The sequence below is a fragment of the Amycolatopsis sp. NPDC003861 genome, from assembly GCF_053605405.1.
On record NZ_JBSGJD010000205.1, the window covers coordinates 1 to 18,492 of the forward strand.

The 18,492-nt window shown below is 72.5% G+C and carries 22 protein-coding genes and 1 pseudogene; 8 read left to right on the plus strand and 15 right to left on the minus strand.

Features of this window, described 5'->3' with window-relative positions:
* A partial coding sequence (locus tag ACWEVN_RS35955; protein ID WP_452054240.1) for a sigma factor-like helix-turn-helix DNA-binding protein occupies nt 1–640 on the minus strand: 640 nt, incomplete at its 3' end.
* A 66-nt stretch (nt 641–706) separates the two neighbouring features.
* Entirely contained in the window at nt 707–922 is a 216-nt protein-coding gene (locus tag ACWEVN_RS35960; protein WP_452054241.1) for a sigma factor, read from the minus strand.
* A 47-nt stretch (nt 923–969) separates the two neighbouring features.
* Between ACWEVN_RS35960 and ACWEVN_RS35965 the strand changes: the two genes are divergently transcribed.
* Nucleotides 970–2,622 (plus strand): glycoside hydrolase family 13 protein, encoded by a 1,653-nt coding sequence (locus ACWEVN_RS35965; protein ID WP_452054242.1) that lies wholly within the window; start codon nt 970–972, stop codon nt 2,620–2,622.
* 19 nt (nt 2,623–2,641) lie between these two features.
* On the opposite strand, the gene ACWEVN_RS35970 is transcribed toward ACWEVN_RS35965, so the two are convergent.
* Complete coding sequence (locus ACWEVN_RS35970; RefSeq protein ID WP_452054243.1) at nt 2,642–2,932, minus strand: helix-turn-helix transcriptional regulator; 291 nt, start codon at nt 2,930–2,932, stop codon at nt 2,642–2,644.
* A 185-nt stretch (nt 2,933–3,117) separates the two neighbouring features.
* Between ACWEVN_RS35970 and ACWEVN_RS35975 the strand changes: the two genes are divergently transcribed.
* From ACWEVN_RS35975 to ACWEVN_RS35985, 3 genes are read left to right on the plus strand one after another with little or no spacing between them, the layout of a single operon-like run.
* Nucleotides 3,118–4,041 (plus strand): TerC family protein, encoded by a 924-nt coding sequence (locus ACWEVN_RS35975; RefSeq protein ID WP_452054244.1) that lies wholly within the window; start codon nt 3,118–3,120, stop codon nt 4,039–4,041.
* 2 nt (nt 4,042–4,043) lie between these two features.
* Nucleotides 4,044–4,418, plus strand: a complete 375-nt coding sequence (locus ACWEVN_RS35980) for a bacteriophage spanin2 family protein (protein ID WP_452054245.1) — start codon at nt 4,044–4,046, stop codon at nt 4,416–4,418.
* 39 nt (nt 4,419–4,457) lie between these two features.
* On the plus strand, nt 4,458–5,093 hold the full coding sequence (locus tag ACWEVN_RS35985) for a DedA family protein (protein WP_452054246.1): 636 nt from the start codon (nt 4,458–4,460) through the stop codon (nt 5,091–5,093).
* Nucleotides 5,094–5,128: 35 nt separating this feature from the next.
* Here the strand turns inward: ACWEVN_RS35985 and ACWEVN_RS35990 are convergent, their stop codons facing one another.
* The 5 genes from ACWEVN_RS35990 to ACWEVN_RS36010 form a co-directional block, all read right to left on the minus strand.
* On the minus strand, nt 5,129–6,088 hold the full coding sequence (locus tag ACWEVN_RS35990) for an RNA polymerase subunit sigma-70 (protein ID WP_452054247.1): 960 nt from the start codon (nt 6,086–6,088) through the stop codon (nt 5,129–5,131).
* Nucleotides 6,085–6,636 carry a maleylpyruvate isomerase family mycothiol-dependent enzyme gene (locus tag ACWEVN_RS35995; protein ID WP_452054248.1) on the minus strand — a complete coding sequence of 184 codons (552 nt, stop codon included), beginning with the start codon at nt 6,634–6,636 and terminating at the stop codon, nt 6,085–6,087. Before ACWEVN_RS35995 ends, ACWEVN_RS35990 begins: the two co-directional genes overlap by 4 nt.
* Before the next feature lie 31 nt (nt 6,637–6,667).
* Nucleotides 6,668–7,423 (minus strand): isocitrate lyase/PEP mutase family protein, encoded by a 756-nt coding sequence (locus tag ACWEVN_RS36000; protein ID WP_452054249.1) that lies wholly within the window; start codon nt 7,421–7,423, stop codon nt 6,668–6,670.
* On the minus strand, nt 7,416–8,831 hold the full coding sequence (locus tag ACWEVN_RS36005; RefSeq protein ID WP_452054250.1) for a DHA2 family efflux MFS transporter permease subunit: 1,416 nt from the start codon (nt 8,829–8,831) through the stop codon (nt 7,416–7,418). Before ACWEVN_RS36005 ends, ACWEVN_RS36000 begins: the two co-directional genes overlap by 8 nt.
* Nucleotides 8,832–8,961: 130 nt before the next feature.
* Nucleotides 8,962–9,912 carry a helix-turn-helix transcriptional regulator gene (locus ACWEVN_RS36010; RefSeq protein WP_452054251.1) on the minus strand — a complete coding sequence of 317 codons (951 nt, stop codon included), beginning with the start codon at nt 9,910–9,912 and terminating at the stop codon, nt 8,962–8,964.
* A 63-nt stretch (nt 9,913–9,975) separates the two neighbouring features.
* Here ACWEVN_RS36010 and ACWEVN_RS36015 point away from each other — a divergent pair, with 63 nt between their 5' ends.
* Complete coding sequence (locus ACWEVN_RS36015; RefSeq protein WP_452054252.1) at nt 9,976–11,094, plus strand: epoxide hydrolase family protein; 1,119 nt, start codon at nt 9,976–9,978, stop codon at nt 11,092–11,094.
* A 6-nt stretch (nt 11,095–11,100) separates the two neighbouring features.
* On the opposite strand, the gene ACWEVN_RS36020 is transcribed toward ACWEVN_RS36015, so the two are convergent.
* The 4 genes from ACWEVN_RS36020 to ACWEVN_RS36035 all read right to left on the minus strand — a co-directional run bounded on the left by ACWEVN_RS36020 (nt 11,101) and on the right by ACWEVN_RS36035 (nt 13,189).
* Nucleotides 11,101–11,664 (minus strand): copper resistance CopC family protein, encoded by a 564-nt coding sequence (locus ACWEVN_RS36020; protein ID WP_452054253.1) that lies wholly within the window; start codon nt 11,662–11,664, stop codon nt 11,101–11,103.
* Between the two features lie 66 nt (nt 11,665–11,730).
* Nucleotides 11,731–12,399 carry a hypothetical protein gene (locus ACWEVN_RS36025; protein WP_452054254.1) on the minus strand — a complete coding sequence of 223 codons (669 nt, stop codon included), beginning with the start codon at nt 12,397–12,399 and terminating at the stop codon, nt 11,731–11,733.
* Nucleotides 12,400–12,405: 6 nt separating this feature from the next.
* Nucleotides 12,406–12,777: a hypothetical protein gene (locus ACWEVN_RS36030; RefSeq protein WP_310977313.1), complete on the minus strand. Its 372-nt coding sequence runs from the start codon at nt 12,775–12,777 to the stop codon at nt 12,406–12,408.
* A 43-nt stretch (nt 12,778–12,820) separates the two neighbouring features.
* A complete protein-coding gene (locus tag ACWEVN_RS36035; protein ID WP_452054255.1) occupies nt 12,821–13,189 on the minus strand; it encodes a roadblock/LC7 domain-containing protein in 369 nt (122 codons plus the stop codon).
* 506 nt (nt 13,190–13,695) lie between these two features.
* Between ACWEVN_RS36035 and ACWEVN_RS36040 the strand changes: the two are divergent.
* A pseudogene (locus ACWEVN_RS36040) lies at nt 13,696–13,773 on the plus strand (RNA polymerase sigma factor); the annotation flags it as partial.
* A gap of 152 nt (nt 13,774–13,925) precedes the next feature.
* Here the strand turns inward: ACWEVN_RS36040 and ACWEVN_RS36045 are convergent.
* The gene (locus ACWEVN_RS36045) at nt 13,926–14,765 is read right to left on the minus strand and encodes an LLM class F420-dependent oxidoreductase (RefSeq protein WP_452054256.1); all 840 of its coding nucleotides are present in this window, start codon (nt 14,763–14,765) and stop codon (nt 13,926–13,928) included.
* A gap of 72 nt (nt 14,766–14,837) precedes the next feature.
* Here ACWEVN_RS36045 and ligA point away from each other — a divergent pair, with 72 nt between their 5' ends.
* Both ligA and ACWEVN_RS36055 read left to right on the plus strand, forming a co-directional pair.
* The gene (ligA, locus tag ACWEVN_RS36050) at nt 14,838–16,829 is read left to right on the plus strand and encodes an NAD-dependent DNA ligase LigA (protein WP_452054257.1); all 1,992 of its coding nucleotides are present in this window, start codon (nt 14,838–14,840) and stop codon (nt 16,827–16,829) included.
* 100 nt (nt 16,830–16,929) lie between these two features.
* Complete coding sequence (locus ACWEVN_RS36055) at nt 16,930–17,370, plus strand: hypothetical protein (RefSeq protein WP_452054258.1); 441 nt, start codon at nt 16,930–16,932, stop codon at nt 17,368–17,370.
* 30 nt (nt 17,371–17,400) lie between these two features.
* Here ACWEVN_RS36055 and ACWEVN_RS36060 read toward each other — a convergent pair whose 3' ends face one another.
* Together ACWEVN_RS36060 and ACWEVN_RS36065 are read right to left on the minus strand one after the other, a co-directional pair.
* Nucleotides 17,401–17,826, minus strand: coding sequence for a hypothetical protein (locus ACWEVN_RS36060; protein WP_449677515.1), 426 nt, complete (start codon nt 17,824–17,826; stop codon nt 17,401–17,403).
* A 13-nt stretch (nt 17,827–17,839) separates the two neighbouring features.
* The coding region (locus tag ACWEVN_RS36065) for a hypothetical protein (RefSeq protein WP_452054259.1) at nt 17,840–18,492 on the minus strand (653 nt) is incomplete at its 5' end.

Consider the following 18,492-nt stretch of genomic DNA (forward strand, 5'->3'; position numbering starts at 1 on the left):
GCCCGGGGTCGGCGGCGTCCCACTGCCCCTTCGCGCGGGCGAGCTTGGCGGGGTTCGCCTGGGCGTGGACCCCGGCGATGCCGTCCGCCGTGACGTCCAGCGTGAAGAGGCCGACGACCCGGTCGCCGACCACCATGACGAGCGCCGGCGCGCCGTTGGCGACCGCGGCGTAGAGGTCGGGGCGGCCGCCGACCAGCTCCCACTTGGCCTCGCTCGGCGTGAACAGCGTGCGCAGGAACCGCGCCACCCGCAGGGCACCGGTGATCGGCCGCGGCACCGAGAACACCACGCCGCCACCGTCGCCGATGCTGATCGCGTCGTCGGCCAGCAGCTTCACCAGCGAGTCGGTCCGGCCGCTGAGCGCCGCGGCGAGGAACTCCTCGACGATCCTGCGGGCGGCGGCCGCGTCGACCTCGACCCGGCGGTGGTCGGCGACCAGGTGCTGCTTGGCGCGCCGGTGGATCTGCTGGCAATTGGCCTCGGTGAGGTCGAGCACCTCGGCGATCTCGCCGTGGGCGTACCCGAACGCCTCGCGCAGCACGTACACGACACGTTCCTTGGCCGAAAGCCGCTCCATCAGCGTGAGCATCGCGATGGACACCGATTCCCGCTGTTCGACCGTGTCGGAGGGGCCGAGCATCCGGTCCCCGGCGAGGACCGGCTCCGGAAGCCACTGGCCGACGTAGGTCTCCCGCCGGGCCCGTGCCTAGGTGAGCCGGTTGAGGCAGAGGTTGGTGAGCACCTTCGTCAGCCACGCCTCGGGCGTCTCGACGAGCTCCCGGTCCGCGGCCTGCCAGCGCAGGAAGGTGTCCTGCACGGCGTCCTCGGCATCGGTGGCCGACCCGAGCAGGCGGTAGGCGATCGCCTCCAGCCGCGCCCTGGCCCCCTCGAACACCTCGAGCTCGTGCGCCCCCACAGACATGACCCCAGTCAACCATCCGCGCCGTGCCCGCGTGCGAAGATCGCGGGGTGTCGCCGACTTCCTCCCGCCCGCGCTCGTTCTGGGACGACGCGGTGGTGTACCAGCTCTATGTCCGTTCCTTCGCCGACAGCGACGGCGACGGCGTCGGTGACCTCGGCGGGGTGATCCGGCGGCTCGGGCACATCGCCGGGCTCGGCGCCGACGCGATCTGGCTCAACCCCTGCTACCCCTCGCCGCAGGCGGATCACGGCTACGACATCGCGGACTACCTCGGCGTCAACCCCGACTACGGCAGTCTCGAGACGTTCGACCGCCTGGTCGCCGAGGCGCACGCCCGCGGCCTGCGGATCCTGCTGGACCTGGTGCCCAACCACTGCTCCCGGCAGCACCCGTGGTTCACCGCGGCGCTGGCCGCCGGCCCCGGTTCCCCCGAGCGGGCGCGGTTCGTCTTCCGCGACGGCCGGGGCGACGAGCCGCCCAACAACTGGCAGTCGGTCTTCGGCGGTCCGGCGTGGACCCGCGTCACCGAACCCGACGGCACGCCCGGGCAGTGGTACCTGCACCTGTTCACCCGCGAGCAGCCGGACTTCGACTGGCGCAACGCGGAGGTGCCGGCGTACTTCGACGACGTCCTGCGCTTCTGGTTCGACCGCGGCGTGGACGGCTTCCGCATCGACGTCTGCCACGGCCTGATCAAGGACGCGGCCCTGCGCGACTGGGACCCGGCGGACGGCGGCTACAACGCGTACAGCTGGAACCGGCCGGAGGTGCACGAGATCTTCCGGAGGTGGCACGCGCTGGCGGCCGGCTACGGCCCGGAGCGCGACCTGCTCCTGGTCGGCGAGGTCTGGGTGCCGGACCCGGCCGACCTGGACCGCTACCTGCGTCCGGACGAGCTGCACCAGGCCTTCTCGTTCGACCTGCTCGTCCAGCCGTGGGAGGCCGGTGCCCTGCGCGGCGCGATCGAGCGCGCCACGGCCCGCACCGAGGTCCACGGCGCCCCGGCGGCGTGGACGCTGGCCAACCACGACGTCCACCGGGCGGTGACGCGGTACGGGATCGTCCGCCCGGAACCGGCCCCGGAGAGCAACGACGCCTTCGCGGCGCTGATGCGCCCCCGCGGCGAAGTCGACGCCGAGCTCGGCGTCCGCCGGGCCCGCGCGGCGTTGCTCCTCCTGCTGGCCCTGCCGGGTTCGGTGTTCCTGTACCAGGGCGAGGAGCTCGGCTTGCCGGAAGTCCAGGACCTGCCCGACGAGGCCCGCCAGGACCCGGTGTTCCACCGCACCGGCGGCCTCGAGAAGGGCCGCGACGGCTGCCGCGTCCCGCTGCCGTGGGTGGCGGACGCGCCGGCGTTCGGGTTCGGCACCGGGAGGCCGTGGCTGCCGCAGCCGGAGTGGTTCGGCCGCTACGCGGTCGACGTGCAGGAAGAGGACGGCACGTCGACGCTGCAGCTGTACCGCCGCGCGGTCCGGGCGCGGCGGGAACGGCGGCTCGGCGCGCCGGGCCCGGTGGAGTGGCTGGACACGGGCGCGGACGCGGTCCTCGCGTTCCGGCGCGGGAACCTGGTGTGCGTGGTCAACACGGGAAGCGCGCCGTTCACCGCGCCGGAGGGCTGGGGCGAGGCCGTGCTCACCAGCGGTGGCGCATCCGCCGCGGTACCGGCCGATTCGGCGGCGTGGTTCGTGCCCGCGGGGTCCTAGCTCCCCGGAAGGGTGCTTCTCAGGACGGCGTCGCGGGTTCGACGCCGAGGGCCGCGACCAGGTCGGCCACGCGGTGGTGCGCCTCCAACGGGTGACGCAGCCGGCCTTCCGGGTGGATCTTGTAGTGGTTGCGGCGGCCGACCCGCTCGCGCTCCAGGTAGCCCTCGGCGATCAGGTCGGCGAGGATCAGCTGCACGCCGCGTTCGGTGATCCCGACGCGGCCGGCGATGTCGTGCAGCGTGCGGTCGGGATCCGCGGCCACGCAGAGCAGAACGTGCGCGTGGTTGCTGAGGAACGTCCACGAGGCCATACCGGCCACAGTAGACGTCCGAACTTGACAGACGAAGAGCAGTTCGTCATTCTGGTGGCAGCGGAGGGGAGTACCCGCCCGGTCCGGCATCGTCAATCCGGCTGCCCCAGAGCAGCCCGGTGCCGGCGTCACCTTCGGGTGACCGGGGAGACCTCCGGTTCGTCACCGAACCGGAGGAATGTGTCGTGACCGTCCCGTTCTGGGCCTGGGCCGCTGTGCTCGGTGTCATCCTGGCCATGCTCGCGATCGACCTGGCCGCCCACCGCAAGTCCCCCGTCGTCGGCGTCCGGTCGGCGCTGGCGTGGTCCGGCGCGTGGGTGGTGCTCGGGCTCGCCTTCGGCGGCGTGGTCTGGTGGGCTTGGGGCGGGGAGTTCGCGGGCCAGTACTTCGCCGGCTACGTCATCGAGAAGTCGCTCGCGGTCGACAACGTCTTCGTGTTCGCGATCATCTTCAGCTACTTCGCCGTTCCCCGTGAGTACCAGCACCGCATCCTGTTCTACGGCGTGGTCGGTGCCCTGGTGTTCCGGGCGGTGTTCATCGCGGCGGGCTCGGTGCTGATCGCGAGCTTCGCCTGGATCCTCTACGTGTTCGGCGCGTTCCTGGTCCTCACCGGCGTGCGGATGGCGTTCCACAAGGACGAGGCGGTCGACTACGAGCAGAACCCGGTGCTGCGGCTGTTCCGCCGGATCGTGCCGTCCACCGACGGCAACCACGGCGGCAAGTTCCTGGTCAAGCAGGCCGGCCGCTGGGTGGCCACGCCGCTGCTCGCCGTGCTGGTCCTGATCGAGGTCACCGACGTCGTCTTCGCGGTCGACTCGATCCCGGCGATCTTCGCGGTCACCCAGGAACCGTTCCTGGTGTTCACCTCGAACGCCTTCGCCGTCCTCGGCCTGCGGGCGATGTACTTCCTGCTCGCCGACGTGATGCACCGGTTCGTGTACCTCAAACTCGGCTTGGCGCTGGTGCTGGTCTGGGTCGGCGTGAAGATGCTGCTGCTGGACGTCTGGAAGATCCCGACGGCCCTTTCGCTGGGCGTGGTCGGCGCGATCCTCGCGACGGCGGTCACGGCCAGCCTGCTCAAAACCTCGGCCCTCTCCCGGAAGGAATGACGATGCGCCTGACCACCACAGTCCTCGCCGGAGGCCTCCTGCTGACCTTGACGGGGTGCGGCGTGGCAGCGGAAACGGCGGGGCAGGTGAGCGACGCGGCCTCGACGGCGGCGGTCTGCGCGGACGCCGTCCGCATCGCCACGGCGAACCCGGACCCGACGAACCCCCAGGCGGCGGCCGACCGCGCCCACGCGGCCGCCGACGAGCTGACCGGGTTGGCCGCGAAGGCGGCGAACACCACCGCGGCGGAGGCCATCAACGGCCTGGCGGCAACGCTGCGCGAGACGACCGTGGACGACCTGGTGAAGACCCCGGCGGACTGGGCCCGGAAGAAGGCGGACCAGGTGACGGCCCTGACCCGGGCCTGCGCCGGCTGAAGCCAGGCACCGCACGTGACCCCCACCCCAGGAGCCCTCATGACCGCACCCACCACCACCGGGGAGATGACCGGGGTGGCCGGATGGGCCGTCGGGCTCATGGAGTCGCTCGGGGGTCCCGGCGCCGCCCTCGTCGTCGGGCTCGACAACCTCTTCCCGCCCCTTCCCAGCGAGCTCGTCCTGCCGCTCGCCGGATTCGCCGCCGGGCGCGGCTCCTTCAGCCTCGGTGGTGCCCTCTTCTGGACCACCCTCGGGTCGGTGGCCGGGGCCGTCGTCGTGTACCTGCTCGGGCAACGGCTCGGCCACGACCGCACGCGCCGGCTCGTCGGCCGGATCCCGCTCGTCAAGACCGAGGATTTCGACCGGACCGCCACGTGGTTCGCCCAGCACGGCGGCAAAGCCGTCTTCTTCGGGCGGATGATCCCCGTCTTCCGCAGCCTCGTCTCGCTGCCCGCCGGGGTCGAACGCATGCCGTTCGGGCTATTCCTGCTCTACACCACCGCCGGCAGCCTCATCTGGAACACCGGGTTCGTGGTCGCCGGCTACCTGCTCGGCGAACACTGGCACCTCGTCGAGCGGTACGCGGCGATCTTCCAGTACGTCGTGCTCGCCGCGATCGCCGTCGCCATCGGGGTGTTCGTGGTCCGCCGCGTCCGGGGCCGCAAGCCCGTTTGAGGTTCCGCCGTCGTGGGCGTGGAACTGCTCGTCCACTAGAGCCGGTCCGGCAGGCCCGCCGCCGCGACGAGGGCCGGGCCGTGGAACTTGACCGCCCTCGAGAAGCGGCCGCCGGCGAGCGTGAACACCCACAGGCCGTCGGCGCGCCGGACTCCGGCGGCGTCCAGGCGGTAGCTGCCCGCCGCGGGCTGGCCGTTGGCTCGGGTCGGCAGCAACCGGGCCGCGCCGCCCGGGGCCGCGAATGCTCGCTCCAGGAACGGCAAGCACCGGTCCACGCCCTTGAACCACACCGGGTGCGGCACGGCTTCGAGGCTGAAGTCGTCTTGGATTATCGCGCGCAGCGCCGCGGTGTCCTCGGCCTCGAACGCGGCGATGTAGCGGTCGAGCAGCGCCCGCTCGTCCGGCTCCGGCACCCGCGTGTCCAAGTCGAGCTCGTCGAGCGCCGCGCGCGCCCGCTGCAGGAGGCTCTTCACCGCCGGCACGCTGATGCCGAGCGTGTCCGCGATCTCCGCGGCCGACCACGAAAGCACCTCGCGCAGCAGGAAAGCCGCACGCTGGCGGGGTGGGAGGTGCTGCAGCGCGGCGACCAGCGCGAGCCGGACCGACTCGCGCCGCACCACCACCTCCCCCGGGTCGCCGAGCACGGCGTCGGGCAGCGGTCCGAGCCACGCGACGGAGTCGTCGGCGAACACGTGCGTCCCCGGATCGTCCGACGGCGGCCCGAGCCCGGCGGGCAGCACGCGCCGGCTGCGGTGGCTGAGCTCGGTGAGGCAGGTGTTGGTGGCGATCCGGTAGAGCCACGTCTTGAGCGACGACCGCCCCTCGAAGGCGGCCACCCCGCGGGCGGCCTTGAGGTAGGTCTCCTGGACCGCGTCTTCGGCGTCCTGGTGGGACCCGGTCATCCGGTAGCAGTGCGCCACCAGCGCCGGGCGCAGCGCCCCGAACTCGTCCCGCAGCCGCTCCTCGGAAGACACCACGCGCTCCTCGTTCGTCATGGACACCGTCGATCATCCCTCCCGAGGGCGGCCAGCAGCCGGGCACCGGGTCGGCACCCCGGCGGCCGGGCGACCGGCTCGGCGAACAGGCCCGGGCGGATGCCGCCGCCGAGCACCGACGGCAGTTCGGCGAGCAACCGGGTCGCCAGGTCGTCCGGGATCGGCCGGGCCGGTCGCACGTCCCAGCCGTGGACGGCGGCTTCGATGGCGCCCACGACGATCAGCCGGTGACACGGCAGCGGCCGCCCGTCGACGGCGACCGAGCGGCGCCCGCGGAGCTCCCCTGCCGCGGCCGTGAGCGCGGCCCCGGCCGCGGCGAGGTCGCGCCGGAGGGAGCGGGCGGTGTTCGGCCCGTTCCGCGGCGGCGCGACCGGCGGGACTTCGCCGGAGGCGAGGGAAGCCGCCACACAGCGGAGGGAGCCCACGAGATGAGCCAGGGTCTCGGCGACGGTCCAGCCGTCACAGGCCGAGGGCCGGCCGAGATCGGCGAGCCCGACCTCGGCCGCCGAGACGACGGCGTACTCGAGGGCGGCGGCGAGAGTCGCCATCGCACGGCGAGGATCGGCGGGCGACCTGCCATCACCCATCCGACATCCCCGCCGCGCGGCGCAACTCCTCCAGCGAGTCACGCATCGCCGCCAGACCCGCGCGGTAGAACCGCGGCCCGAAGGACACCCTGGCGACCCCCAGGGACGCCAGGGTGCCGAGGTCCAGTTCCGGGCCGGTGTTCCCGTTGACCGGCCCGGGCACGCCCGCCACCAGGCGACGGAGGTCGGCCGCGCGCGAAATCCCGATCGGGTACACGCAATCCGCTCCGGCCTCGCGGTAGAGCCGCCCACGCCGGATCGCCTCCGTCGTCCGCTCCGGTCCGGAAAGCCCGCTCGGTGGCAGGAAAGTGTCGATCCGCGCGTTGATCACCAGCGCGCCTCCGGCCGCCGCGCGGATCGCGGCCAGCCGGTCCGCCTGGGCCGTCGCCGCCACCAGTCCCCCGGCCCGGTGGTCGGTGTCCTCCAGGTTGCCGCCCACCACGCCGGCGGCCAGCAGCTCCGCCACGAGCTGGTCCGGCGCCAGGCCGTAGCCCGCCTCGGCGTCCATCGTCACCGGGACCGGCACCGCGCGGGCGATCCGCGCCACGGCGGCGAACATCTCCCGCCACGGCGCCCGCTCGCCGTCCTCGTGCCCCAGCGCGCCGGCCACCGCCGCACTGGACGTCGCCACCACCGGGAACCCGGCCGCCACGACGAGCGAGGCGCTCTCCTCGTCCCACGCGTTCGGCAGCACCAGCAGCTTCCCGTGGTGCAGCTCGCGCAGCACACCGGCCTTCAGGTCAGACATCGCTCGGCTCCTCGGCAGAACGCGGGGGAATGACGGAACCGGCCACCGCGCCCGCCGCGGCGAGGACCGCACTGGCCACCGCGGCGGCGGTGAACCCGGCGGAGAACGCCGCACCGGACGCGTAGCTGCCGGCCAGGGAGAACCCGGCGACCAGGATCGCGACACCGAACGCGCCGCCCAGCTGGCGCATCGCGCTGAAGGCGCCGGAGGCCTTGCCGAGGTACCGCGGCGCGACCGACGTCAGCACCGCGCTCTGCGCCGCCGGCAGGCACATCGCGATCCCCGTGCCCGAAAGCACGAGCGGCACGCCGATCACCCAGTAGCCGATCGCGGGCCCGGCGACCAGGGCGAGCCACACCATGGCGAGAGCGTGCATCCCCAGCCCGGCCACGATGAAGGGCCGTTCGCCGAACCGGCCGACCAGCCGGCCCGCCAGCTGCGGGACGACCGTCGTCGTCAGCCCCCACGGTGCCAGCCCGAGCCCGGCCGCCAGTGGCCCGTAGCCGAGTCCGTCCTGCAGGAACTGGGCCATGAAGAAGACCGCGCCCAGCGCGGACGCCCAGTGGAAGAAGATCACCGCGTTGCCGGCGGCGAACCGGCGTGAGCGGAACAGGGGCAGCGGCAGCATCGGATGGGCGGCTCGCCGTTGCCACGCCACGAACGCGCCGAGCGCCACCAGGCCCGCCGCCAGCGGCCCCAGCACGCTCACGCTCGTCCAGCCGGCGGAATTGCCCTGGACCAGGCCCCACACCACCCCGAACGAGCCGGCGCCGGCCAGCACCAGGCCCGGGACGTCGAGGGCCGGGTCCGGGCCGTGGCTCTCCTGGGTCCGCGTCAGCGCGAAGTACGCCAGCGCCAGCCCGATCGGGACGTTGATCCAGAAGATCCACGGCCACGAGATGCCTTCCACGACCGCGCCGCCGAGCAGCGGCCCGAGCGGGACCGCGACCCCGCTGACGCTCGCGAACACCCCGAGCGCCTTGGCCCGCAGTTCCGCCGGGAAGGCGGCTCCGAGCAGGGCGAGCGCGAGCGGCATGACGAACGCCGCCCCGGCGCCCTGCAGCACCCGCCCGGCGATCAGCACTTCCACGCCGGGCGCGACCGCGCAGATCAGCGACGCCGCCGCGAACAGCGTCACGCCCGCCGCGAAGACCCGGCGCCGTCCCCAGCGGTCACCGGCCGCCGCCGACGTCATGAGCAGGACGGCGAAACTCAGGCCGTAGGCGTTGACCGTCCATTCGAGCTCGGTGACCGACGCGCCGAGGTCGGTCCGGATCGCCGTCAGCGCGGTCGCCACGACCAGCGCGTCGAGGACGACCATGAAGGACGCCACCGCGGTGATGACCAGCACCCATCTTCGCTGGACGGCTCCCGCGGCCACGGGGGTGGGTGAAGTCGTGGTGCGCACTCGGGTCTCCTTGCCTCCGGTCACCGGCGTCTCGCCGCTTCCGAAGGGTTGGACACCGCGAAGCCCCCGGAGGAATCGGTGCCGGCCACGTGCCGCCGGGAGGCCCGGAGCGCGCCGCGATGACGTCGGTTCAGCCGGCCGCCCGGCCGAACCTCGCCGCCAGTGCCCGGACGTGGTCGACGAGCTCCGGTGGCTCGTGGACCTGGAAGTCGAATCCCTGGCCGGCAACGTAGATCGCCAGCTCGTCGAGCGAATCCGAGCCGGCGCGCAGGGTGCAGCTGTGCTCGTCGATCGGCTCCAGCGCCGCGGTGGTGGGGCTGATCCGCTCGGCCGCCGTCTCGGCGCTGACGTGCAGGGTGAACCGGCCCTGGTAGCGGTAGGCCGACGTCGAGATCGCCCGGGAGGTGTAGCCGCCGAGATCGGGGTCGGGCGGGGTGCGCGGGGTGAACCGGGGCCCGGTGGGCGTGCGGGGTTCGAGGCGGTCGACGCGGTAGGTGCGCCAGTCTTCGCGATCGACGTCCCAGCCGATCAGGTACCAGCGCCGTCCGGTGTGCACCAGGCGGTGCGGCTCGGTGGTGCGGACGCTTTCGGTGCCGTCGTGGCTGCGGTAGCCGAAGCGCAGCCGCACCGAGTCGCGGACGGCGGCGGCGATGGCGGTGAGGGTGTCCGGGTCGGCGGTGGGGCCGGGGTTGGCCAGCGGCACCGTCGCCGACCGCAGGGCGTTGATCCGGTGCCGCAGCCGCGACGGCAGCACCTGCTCGAGCTTGGCCAGCGCCCGCACCGACGTCTCCTCGATGCCGGTGATCGACCCGCCCGCCGCCGTGCGCAGGCCCATCGCGACGGCGACGGCCTCGTCGTCGTCGAGCAGCAGCGGCGGCAGGTCCGCGCCGGCGCCCAGCCGGTAGCCGGCGGTGCCCGCGGTGGCCAGCACCGGGTAGCCGAGCGCGCGCAGCCGTTCGACGTCGCGGCGCACGGTCCGCGGGGTGATCTCCAGGCGTTCGGCCAGTTCCGCTCCGGACCAGTCGCGCCGGGTCTGCAGGAGCGAGAGCAGCCGCAGCAGCCGTGCCGAGGTTTCCCACATGTTCCGCATTCTGCCCGGCAGCTAGGACCGAACCTGACCTAACCGGCTCCTAGGGTTGGAGACATGCAGAACAACGAAGAGATCCGGCCCTTCACCATCGACGTCCCCCAGGCCGAACTGGACGACCTGCGCGACCGGCTCGCCCGCACCCGCTGGGGCGCGGACCTGCCCGGGGTGGGCTGGAGCCGCGGAGTGCCGGTGAGCTACCTCAAGGAGCTGGCCGGGTACTGGCGCGACGGTTACGACTGGCGCGCCCACGAGCGGAAGCTGAACGCCTTCCCGCAGTTCGTCACCGAGATCGACGGGCAGGACATCCACTTCCTGCACGTTCGCTCCGCCGCCCCGGACGCCCTGCCGCTGCTACTGGTCCACGGCTGGCCCGGGTCGGTCGTGGAGTTCCTGAACGTGATCGGCCCGCTGAGCGAGACGTTCCACCTCGTGCTCCCGTCGATTCCCGGCACGGCCTTCTCCGGGCCGACCCGCGAGGCGGGCTGGGACACCGGCCGGATCACCCGCGCGTTCGCCGAGCTGATGGCCCGACTCGGCTACGACCGCTACGGCGTCCAGGGCGGCGACACCGGCGCGGTCGTCGGCCCGGGACTCGGCCGGCTCAACCCGGACAAGGTCGTCGGCGTGCACGCGAACGGGCTCTACGCGTTCGGTGCGCCGGACGACGACGTCGAGCTCACGGACGCCGAGAAGGCGCGGCTGCGGCAGTTCGAGTACATGCGGACCGAGCAGGGCGGGTACGTGGCGGTGCAGACGACCCGGCCGCAGACGCTGGCGCACGGGCTGCACGACTCGCCGGTGGCGCAGCTGGCCTGGATCGTCGAGAAGTTCAAGGAGTGGACCGACCCGGCGGCCGAGCTGCCGGAGGACGCGGTGGACCGGGACCTGTTGCTCACCAACGTGATGCTGTACTGGCTGACCGGCACCGGCGGGTCGTCGGCCAACTGCTACTACGAGACGGCCCACGCCGGCGCGTGGGGCGCGAGCGAGCGGTCCCCGGTGCCGACCGGTGTCGCGGTGTTCCCGCTGGACCTGTCGATCCGCAGCGCGCTCGACCGCGAGCACACGATCGTGCACTGGTCGGAGTTCCCCCGCGGCGGCCACTTCGCGGCGTTGGAAGCGCCCGATCTGCTGGTCGCTGACGTCCGGGAGTTCTTCGGCAAACTGGGGTGAGCAGCCTTACGGCCGGGGCCGTCGCCGCAGCCGCAGTGCGACGACGACCGCGGCCACCACCACGACGACGGCGACGAGGATCCACACCCAGGCCGGAACGCTGGTGCCGATCGCGTTCGCCGGGTCCGGCTTCGGCGTCGCGGACGCGGTGGTGGCCGGCGCCGCGGCCGCCGAGGTCGGCGCGGCGGAGCTGGACGGGACCGGCGCGGTGAGCGTGAAGTGCACCTCGGCCGTCACCTTGTCGCCGTCGTCGGAGACGACCTTGTAGGTGAGCGTGTAGGCGCCGGCCGGGCCGGCCGCGGTCACCGGCGCCGTGATCACCGCGTCGACGACCGCGGGTGTGCCGACCGACCACTTCGCCCCGCCCGGGCCGGTGATCGAGATCGGATCCGGCTGGAGGGTGACGGGCTCCTCGAAGGCGAGTTCGATCTTGCGCGGCGGGGCGGCGAGGCTCGCCCCTTCGGCGGGCGAGCTCGACTTGAGCTCGGTGTGGGCCGACGCGGGCCCGGCCACCAGCAGTACTCCGGACAGGGCGAACACCAGGGCTCCGAACAACCGGGCGATCTTCATGCGAGTCCCTCGATCCGACGACGGCCGTACCGGAGCAGTCTGGCAGGACCCGGCCGGCCTGACCCCTCAGGGCGCCACCTCCACCTCCATTCCCATGATCCGCGTGGTCCGGCGCCGCCGGAGCCAGCCGCGGGCCGGGGAGCCGTCCGGGACTTCCGACAGAAACGCCTTGCGCTGCGCCGACGTCGCCGAGCGCCAGCGCATCGCCAGCACCGGGCGGACCGGCGCGATGTAGGCCCGCACCCGCTCGTGCGCGCCGGCGACGCGGGTCTCGTACTCGCGGTCCGGGCGGTAGGCCAGTTCCAGGTCGATCAGCGGGGCGGGGCCGCCCGCGCGGTGGTGGCAGCGCGACAGCATCCGCGCGAGCTCGTCCATCGCGCCCCGCACGCGGCAGGGCATCTGGTCCTGCCAGCGGCCGAGCCGCGGGACGGCCGCGGGGGCGGCGGTCACCTCGTCGGCGAGCACGACCAGGGCCCGGATCGCCGACCCGGCCAGTTCGACGCGGATGCGCCGCCCACCGGCGTCGACGAAGAAGCGCGGCACCCGGCCGGCCACGACGGTGCCCGAACGCCGCCGCACCCACTCCTCGACGGCGTCGGGTGACGGGCAGGACGACACGAACGTGAACGCCAGCTCGTCACCGGCGAGGTTCATCGTCACGGGGAACAGCGAGCCGATGTCGTGCACGAACGCCGAGCCGATCACGAGTGCGGCGCGGGAGCCGCCTCCGGTCATCCCCGGCTACACCTGCAGATCCGCTTCGATGCGTTTCAGGTAGTGCCGGGCCAGCGCCAGGTTCGCCCGGTCGCGGTCCAAGACCAGGTAGAGGAACAGCGAATTGCGCGAGCCGACCGAATTCATCAGCCGGATCAGGTGGTATTGCCGGTGCAACGTGATCAGGATGTCCTCGATGGAATCGTTGAGCGCCAGCGAGGACATGACCCGCAGTTTCGACCGGACGACCTCGGTGTTCCCGGCCGCGGCGACCTCCAGGTCGAGCCAGTCGCCGCCGCCGCTGGTGCCGAGCGACATCCCGCTTTCGTAGTCGACCAGCGCAACGCCGACGGCGCCGCTGATGGACATGGCTTCCTTGAGTGCCGTGTCGATGTTCATCATCTGCTGCATCCTTTCGTGGACAGGGTGACCGGCCGGCCGGCTAGGCGGCCAGGATCGAGCCGATCCGCTCGATGACGGGCCGGGATTCGAACAGCAGGCGCCCGACGTTCAGGCCCTTGTCCCCCAGCACGACCATCAGGGCGAGCCGCCCGATGGCGTAGACGGCCATGTAGCCGTCGCTGCCGAACACGACGGTCTGGTGCAACGTCCCCTTACCGGTGATTTCGGCGGCCTGCCGGGCAATCCCGAGATCCGCCGCGGCGAGCGCGGAGATCTTCGCCGGATCGATGTCATCGGCGGCATCGGCGATGATCGGAATCCCATCGACGGCGGCCAGCACCGTATCGGTCACCCCGGCGACGGTTTCCCGCAGGTTCCGCAGCTCGCCGGCCAGTGCTTCGAAATCCAAGACTGTTTCTTCCTACTCCGAATTTGCGGAAGGCGAGATGGCGATAATCAACCATTCGGGTTGCTCTCCAGGCCACGACCTTACCGTCGCCATTACTTTTCGCCAACAAGCACCAGCCCCGAATTTCAGCGTCACACGATCGAGTGAAACAGATTCGGAGTCGTAACAGAAATAAGTAACCATGTCCATTGATCACGAACCGGAGGATTTCGATGTTCGACGTTTCCCGGAGCCGCCCGGGAAAAGCCATGACACGACAGGCGGGCACAAGAGGGCACCCCACGCACTGCCCACCAGGACCCCCGCGGCAACCCGAACCAGACGACCCCGCACACGCAGAGCAACGAAGGCCGGAGCAAAGCCTTCGCCCATCCGGCGGCTTGAACCCCGGCCGCACCCACCAAGCCCCCGGCCACACCCCCTGCCGAACCGATACGCAGCCGCCTCAGCGGCCGTTGAACAAATCCGGCGTCCGGGTCGGCGGAGGATCACCAGCCGCGCTTGCGGCCGAACACGCAGCTCAGGAAGCCCTGATCGCCCTCTACCGCAAGATCGGCTCCCTGCGCGCGACGGCCGCCCTGGCCCACCGGGCCGTCTTCGGCACGCTCCAGCGGTCCGGCAGCGTCCTCGTCGACGCCCAGGGGGTGGTCCGCCACGCGCACAGCGCCACCCTGCCCACCGCCGGCTTCGACCGGGCGGGCACCGCCGCTTTGGGTGCCCCGGCCTGACCCGCGGGTCAGCGCAGCGGCTCGAGCGCCTTCGCCAGCGGCTCCAGCACGGCCGGGGTGTGCGGCGGCGGCAGGTACACGATCGCCAGGTCGAGGCCCACTTCCGCGAGGGCCTCGACCTGGGCGGCGACCTTCGCGTAGTCGAGGTCCGGCTCGAGCCGGACGTGCGAGGACAGCGTGATCTCGGCCGGGTCGCGGCCGACGTCGGCGCAGTGGCGGTGCAGGACGTCGCGCTTGCGGGCGAACTCCTCGGGCGGGCCGCCGACGAAGTTCCAGTGCTGGGCGTACTTCGCCGCCGTGCGCAGGGTGCGCTTCTCGCCGCTGCCGCCGATGCAGATCGGCGGGTGCGGCTTCTGGACGCCCTTGGGCTCGCAGCGGGCGTCGGCCAGCTGGTAGTGCTCGCCCTGGAACGTCGTGGTCTCCTGCGTCAGCAACCCGACGAGGACCTCGCAGGCCTCCTCGAACCGGTCGCTGCGCTCCTTGATCGTGCCGAGCTCCATGCCGTACGCGCCGGACTCCTCTTCGTTCCAGCCGGCGCCGACGCCGATCTCCAGCCGCCCGCCGGAGACGATGTCGAGCGTCGCGGCCATGTTCGCCAGCAGCGCCGGGTGGCGGTAGTGGATGCCGCTGACCAGCGTGCCCAGCCGCAGTCGCTGGGTGGCCTGCGCGAGCGCGGTCAGCGTCACCCACCCTTCCAGGCAGGGTCCGGTCGAGTCGGAGAAGATCGGGTAGAAGTGGTCGAAGGTCCACCCGGACTCGAACAGCTCGATTTCGTCCGCGGCCTGCCAGACGGCGAGCATGTCGGCCCACTGGGTGTTCTGGGGCGAGGTCTTGATGGCGAATCGCATGATCTTGATCGTAACCCTGGAGTTCTTCCAGGTTTGCGGTTCTTGTCGGTGGTGCCCGGTAACGTCCTTCCCGTGAACGTTCAGGAACGCATCCAGGAGCTCGCCGACCGCATCACGGTGCTGCGCGACGCCTACTACCGTGGCTCGCCGCTGGTGGCCGACGCGGAGTACGACACGGTCGAGGACGAGCTGCGGAGCCTGATCGAGGCGCACCCGGAGCTCACCCCCGACCCGAACCCGCTCGACCAGGTGGGCGCGCCCGCGGTGCTGCACGCGCCGATCCGGCACTCGCGCCCGATGCTGTCGCTGGAGAAGGCCACCAAACCCGAGCAGGTCGAGGCGTTCTTCGCCCGCTTCCCGGGGCAGCCGGTGGTGGTCATGCCGAAGCTGGACGGGCTGTCGCTGGCCGTCGTCTACGAGAACGGGCGGCTGGCCAGGGCGGTCACCCGCGGCGACGGCACGACCGGCGACGACGTCACCGTGCTCGTGCGGGCCCTGACCGACGGGATCCCGGAGCAGGTCGACGCACCCGGCCGGGTCGAGGTCCGCGGCGAGGCGGTCATGCTGCGGTCCACCTTCACGGCCTACAACACCGCCCACCCGGACAAGCCGCTGATCAACCCGCGCAACGCCGCCGCCGGCACCCTGCGGGCCAAGGACCCGGCCACCGTGGCCGAGCGGCGGCTGCGGTTCTTCGCCTTCGACCTGCACACCGAGCCCGCCAGCGCGGAGACCGACCTCGGCAGCGCGCTGCACACGCTCGGCTTCACCGCGGCCGACATGCGGCGCTGCGCCGACGCGGCCGAGGCGCAGAGCGTGATCGGCGAGATCGAACAGCAGCGCAACGACCTGGACTACGACCTCGACGGCGCCGTCCTGCGGCTGGCGAGCCGGGACGCGTACGCGGCGGCCGGCACCCGGTCGAGCTCACCGCGCGGCGCGCTGGCGTTCAAGTTCGCGGCCGAGGAGAAGACCACCGTGCTGTCCGATGTGGTCTGGGACGTCGGCAAGACGGGCAAGATCGCGCCGGTCGCCTGGCTGGAGCCGGTGTTCGTCGGCGGTGGCACGGTCACCCGCGCGACGCTGGCCAACCAGGAGGTGATCCGCGCCCGCGGCATCAAGATCGGCGACACCGTGCTGGTGCGCCGCGCCGGCGACGTCATCCCGTTCGTGGCCGGCGTGCTCGACGCCTCGAAGCGCACGGGCGCCGAGCGGGAGATCGTCCCGCCGGACGCGTGCCCGTCGTGCGGGCAGCCGCTGACCGAGCAGGGCAACAGCCGGGAACTGTTCTGCACCAACGTGTCCTGCCCGGCGCAGACGGTGCGGCGGTTGATCCACTGGGCGTCGCGCGCGGCGGCGGACATCGACGCGATCGGCGGCGTGTGGATCGAACGCCTGGCCGAGGCGGGGATCCTGGAGAACCCGTCGGACTTCTACGGGCTGACGAAGGAAAAGCTGCTCGAGTTCGACCGCATCGGCGAGGTTTCGGCCACCCGGATGATCGAGTCGATCGACGCGAGCCGGGCGGTCGGCCTGCGCCGGGCGCTGATCGGGCTGGCGATCCCGATGGCGTCCGAGGGCACCGCCGCCCGCCTGTGCCGGGCCGGGTTCGGCTCCCTGGAGGGCGTCGCGGAGGCGGGCGTCGACGGGCTCGTGGCCGTGGACGACATCGGGCCGAAGGTCGCCGCGTCGCTGATCGAGCACCTGACCCGGCTGCGTCCCGAGCTCGAGCGCCTGCGGGAGGCGGGGGTTTCGCTGGACGTGCGCGAGGAGGACCTCCCGCCGGTCGTCGCGGCGGGTGCGCCGCTGGCGGGCAAGACGGTGGTGGTCACCGGCGCGATCAGCGACCCGAGGTCCGGCGAGAAGGTCCCCCGCCCGACGTTCCAGCGGCTCTGCGAAAAGGCGGGCGCGACCACGGCGACGTCGGTCTCGGCCACCACGGACCTGCTCATCACCGGCGCGGACGTCGGCGCGAGCAAGCTGACCAAGGCCGAGAAGCACGGCGTCGAAGTCGTCGACCAGGGCGAGATCTGGCAGCAGCTGATCGCGGCGGGCATCGTGTAGCCGGCCCGCGTCCCGCTTCTCGGACACAGGTCACCCGGTCGGGAAAGTCCACCAGGCGCGACACTGAGCGTGCGAACCGACTCCGTCAGAAGGGACCGCGATGACCACGTCCGACCTCATGGTCGCCCGCCAGCTCGGGGTGCACGAGTTCCTCACCGCACGGGGCTGGCTCCTCGACGGCGACAGCGACCCGGCGAGGGTGTGGTTCGCCGACGACGTCCGGGCCGGCTGGCACTACCCCGAAACCTACGGCGGCCGGCGCATCAACGAGGTGGCCGACACCACCCCGGTCCGGCTGCAGAGCTACTTCACGTTCGACAACGAGGGCGACGAGGTCTTCGCCGTCGTCCCGGCGGGCAACCTCCGCGGCAGCGGCTGCCCGGAGCACGACACCCGCGAGCGGTTCTTCCCGCTGACCGCGGGCGGCGTCGTCGACCTGGAGCGGATCGCCGCCCTGCTCGACACCCTCGAGCCGCGGGCGCGGGCCCTCGACCCGCGCGTGTTGATCGAGTGCCGGTACTTCGGTCCCTGCAAGCCGTGAGCCGGGATCCCCGGCGCTGGACGTCGCTGATCAGCTGACGGGATCGACCCGCACGACGTCCGTCGCCGGCGACGGCGGCGGGCCCACTCGCAGGTCCAGGCCGGTCACCTGGGCGACCACGCCGTCCAGCAGCGCGAACGCTTCGGCGTAGCCCGGCAGGTCCGCCGCCTCGTACCAGGGCAGCAGGACCGCGCCCGAGCCGGTGATCCGCAGGTCGCGGAGCCGGTCGTCCGGGCTCGGCAGGATCGACGGCGCCTTCGGGAAGCCCGCGGTGCGCAGGGCGCCGGTGAGGTGGTCGAAGAAGGCCGGCTCGACACGGGCCGTCCAGGCTTCGGCGCCGTCGCGGCTGTGGCGGGACAGCCGCAGCTCGCCGCCGGGCTCGACCTCGAGCGTCACGCGGCCGAACGGGTCGGCCGGGTTGTGCTCGTTGCCCGCCTCGTACCACACGTGTGCCAATGCCTCTCCTCGGTCAGGGGACGGTCAGGTTGTGGCCACCGCTGGTGTCGCGGCCTTCGGTGGGCTCCAGGACGAAGTTGACTTCGCCGAGGTGCCGGCCGTTGGCGGCGCACCGCTCGAAGGTGCCGTGCTGGGTGTCGACAGCGTAGAGCGTGCCGGTCGCGGAATCCCGGTACACGCTCCGGTTGTTGATCGAGCTCAGCCTGCTGTCGTAGGTCCAGCCGTGGCCCTCGGCCACCGTGCCCGCCGTCTGCTCGACCCGGGCGACCCGCTCGTTCGGCGACAGCCGGCGGATCTCCTCCTGGAACACGGCGTTGTCGAACGCGCCGGTGTCGGCCGCCCCGCCGGTGCGGGCCTCCTCGATCCGGCCGAGCAGGTCGGCGGCCCGGCTTTCCAGCAGGGCACCCTGTTCGGCCGCGGCCAGTGCGTTCATCCCGCCGCTGCGGGTCGCGCTGTCCGGGGAGATGTCGAGGAAGACGTCCCGCTGCTCGCCGTAGGCCATCCGCAGCGCCCGCGCCTCGCCCTGGAACCGCGTAGCCAGCTCGGGATTGCGCCGCAGCATGGCTTCGACGGTCTTGATCCGCTGGTCGGCGGCGGCCAGCACCTCCGAATACCGGGTCGGCAGGCCCTCGCCGCCCGCGGTCAGCGCGTCCGGGGCGGGCGCCG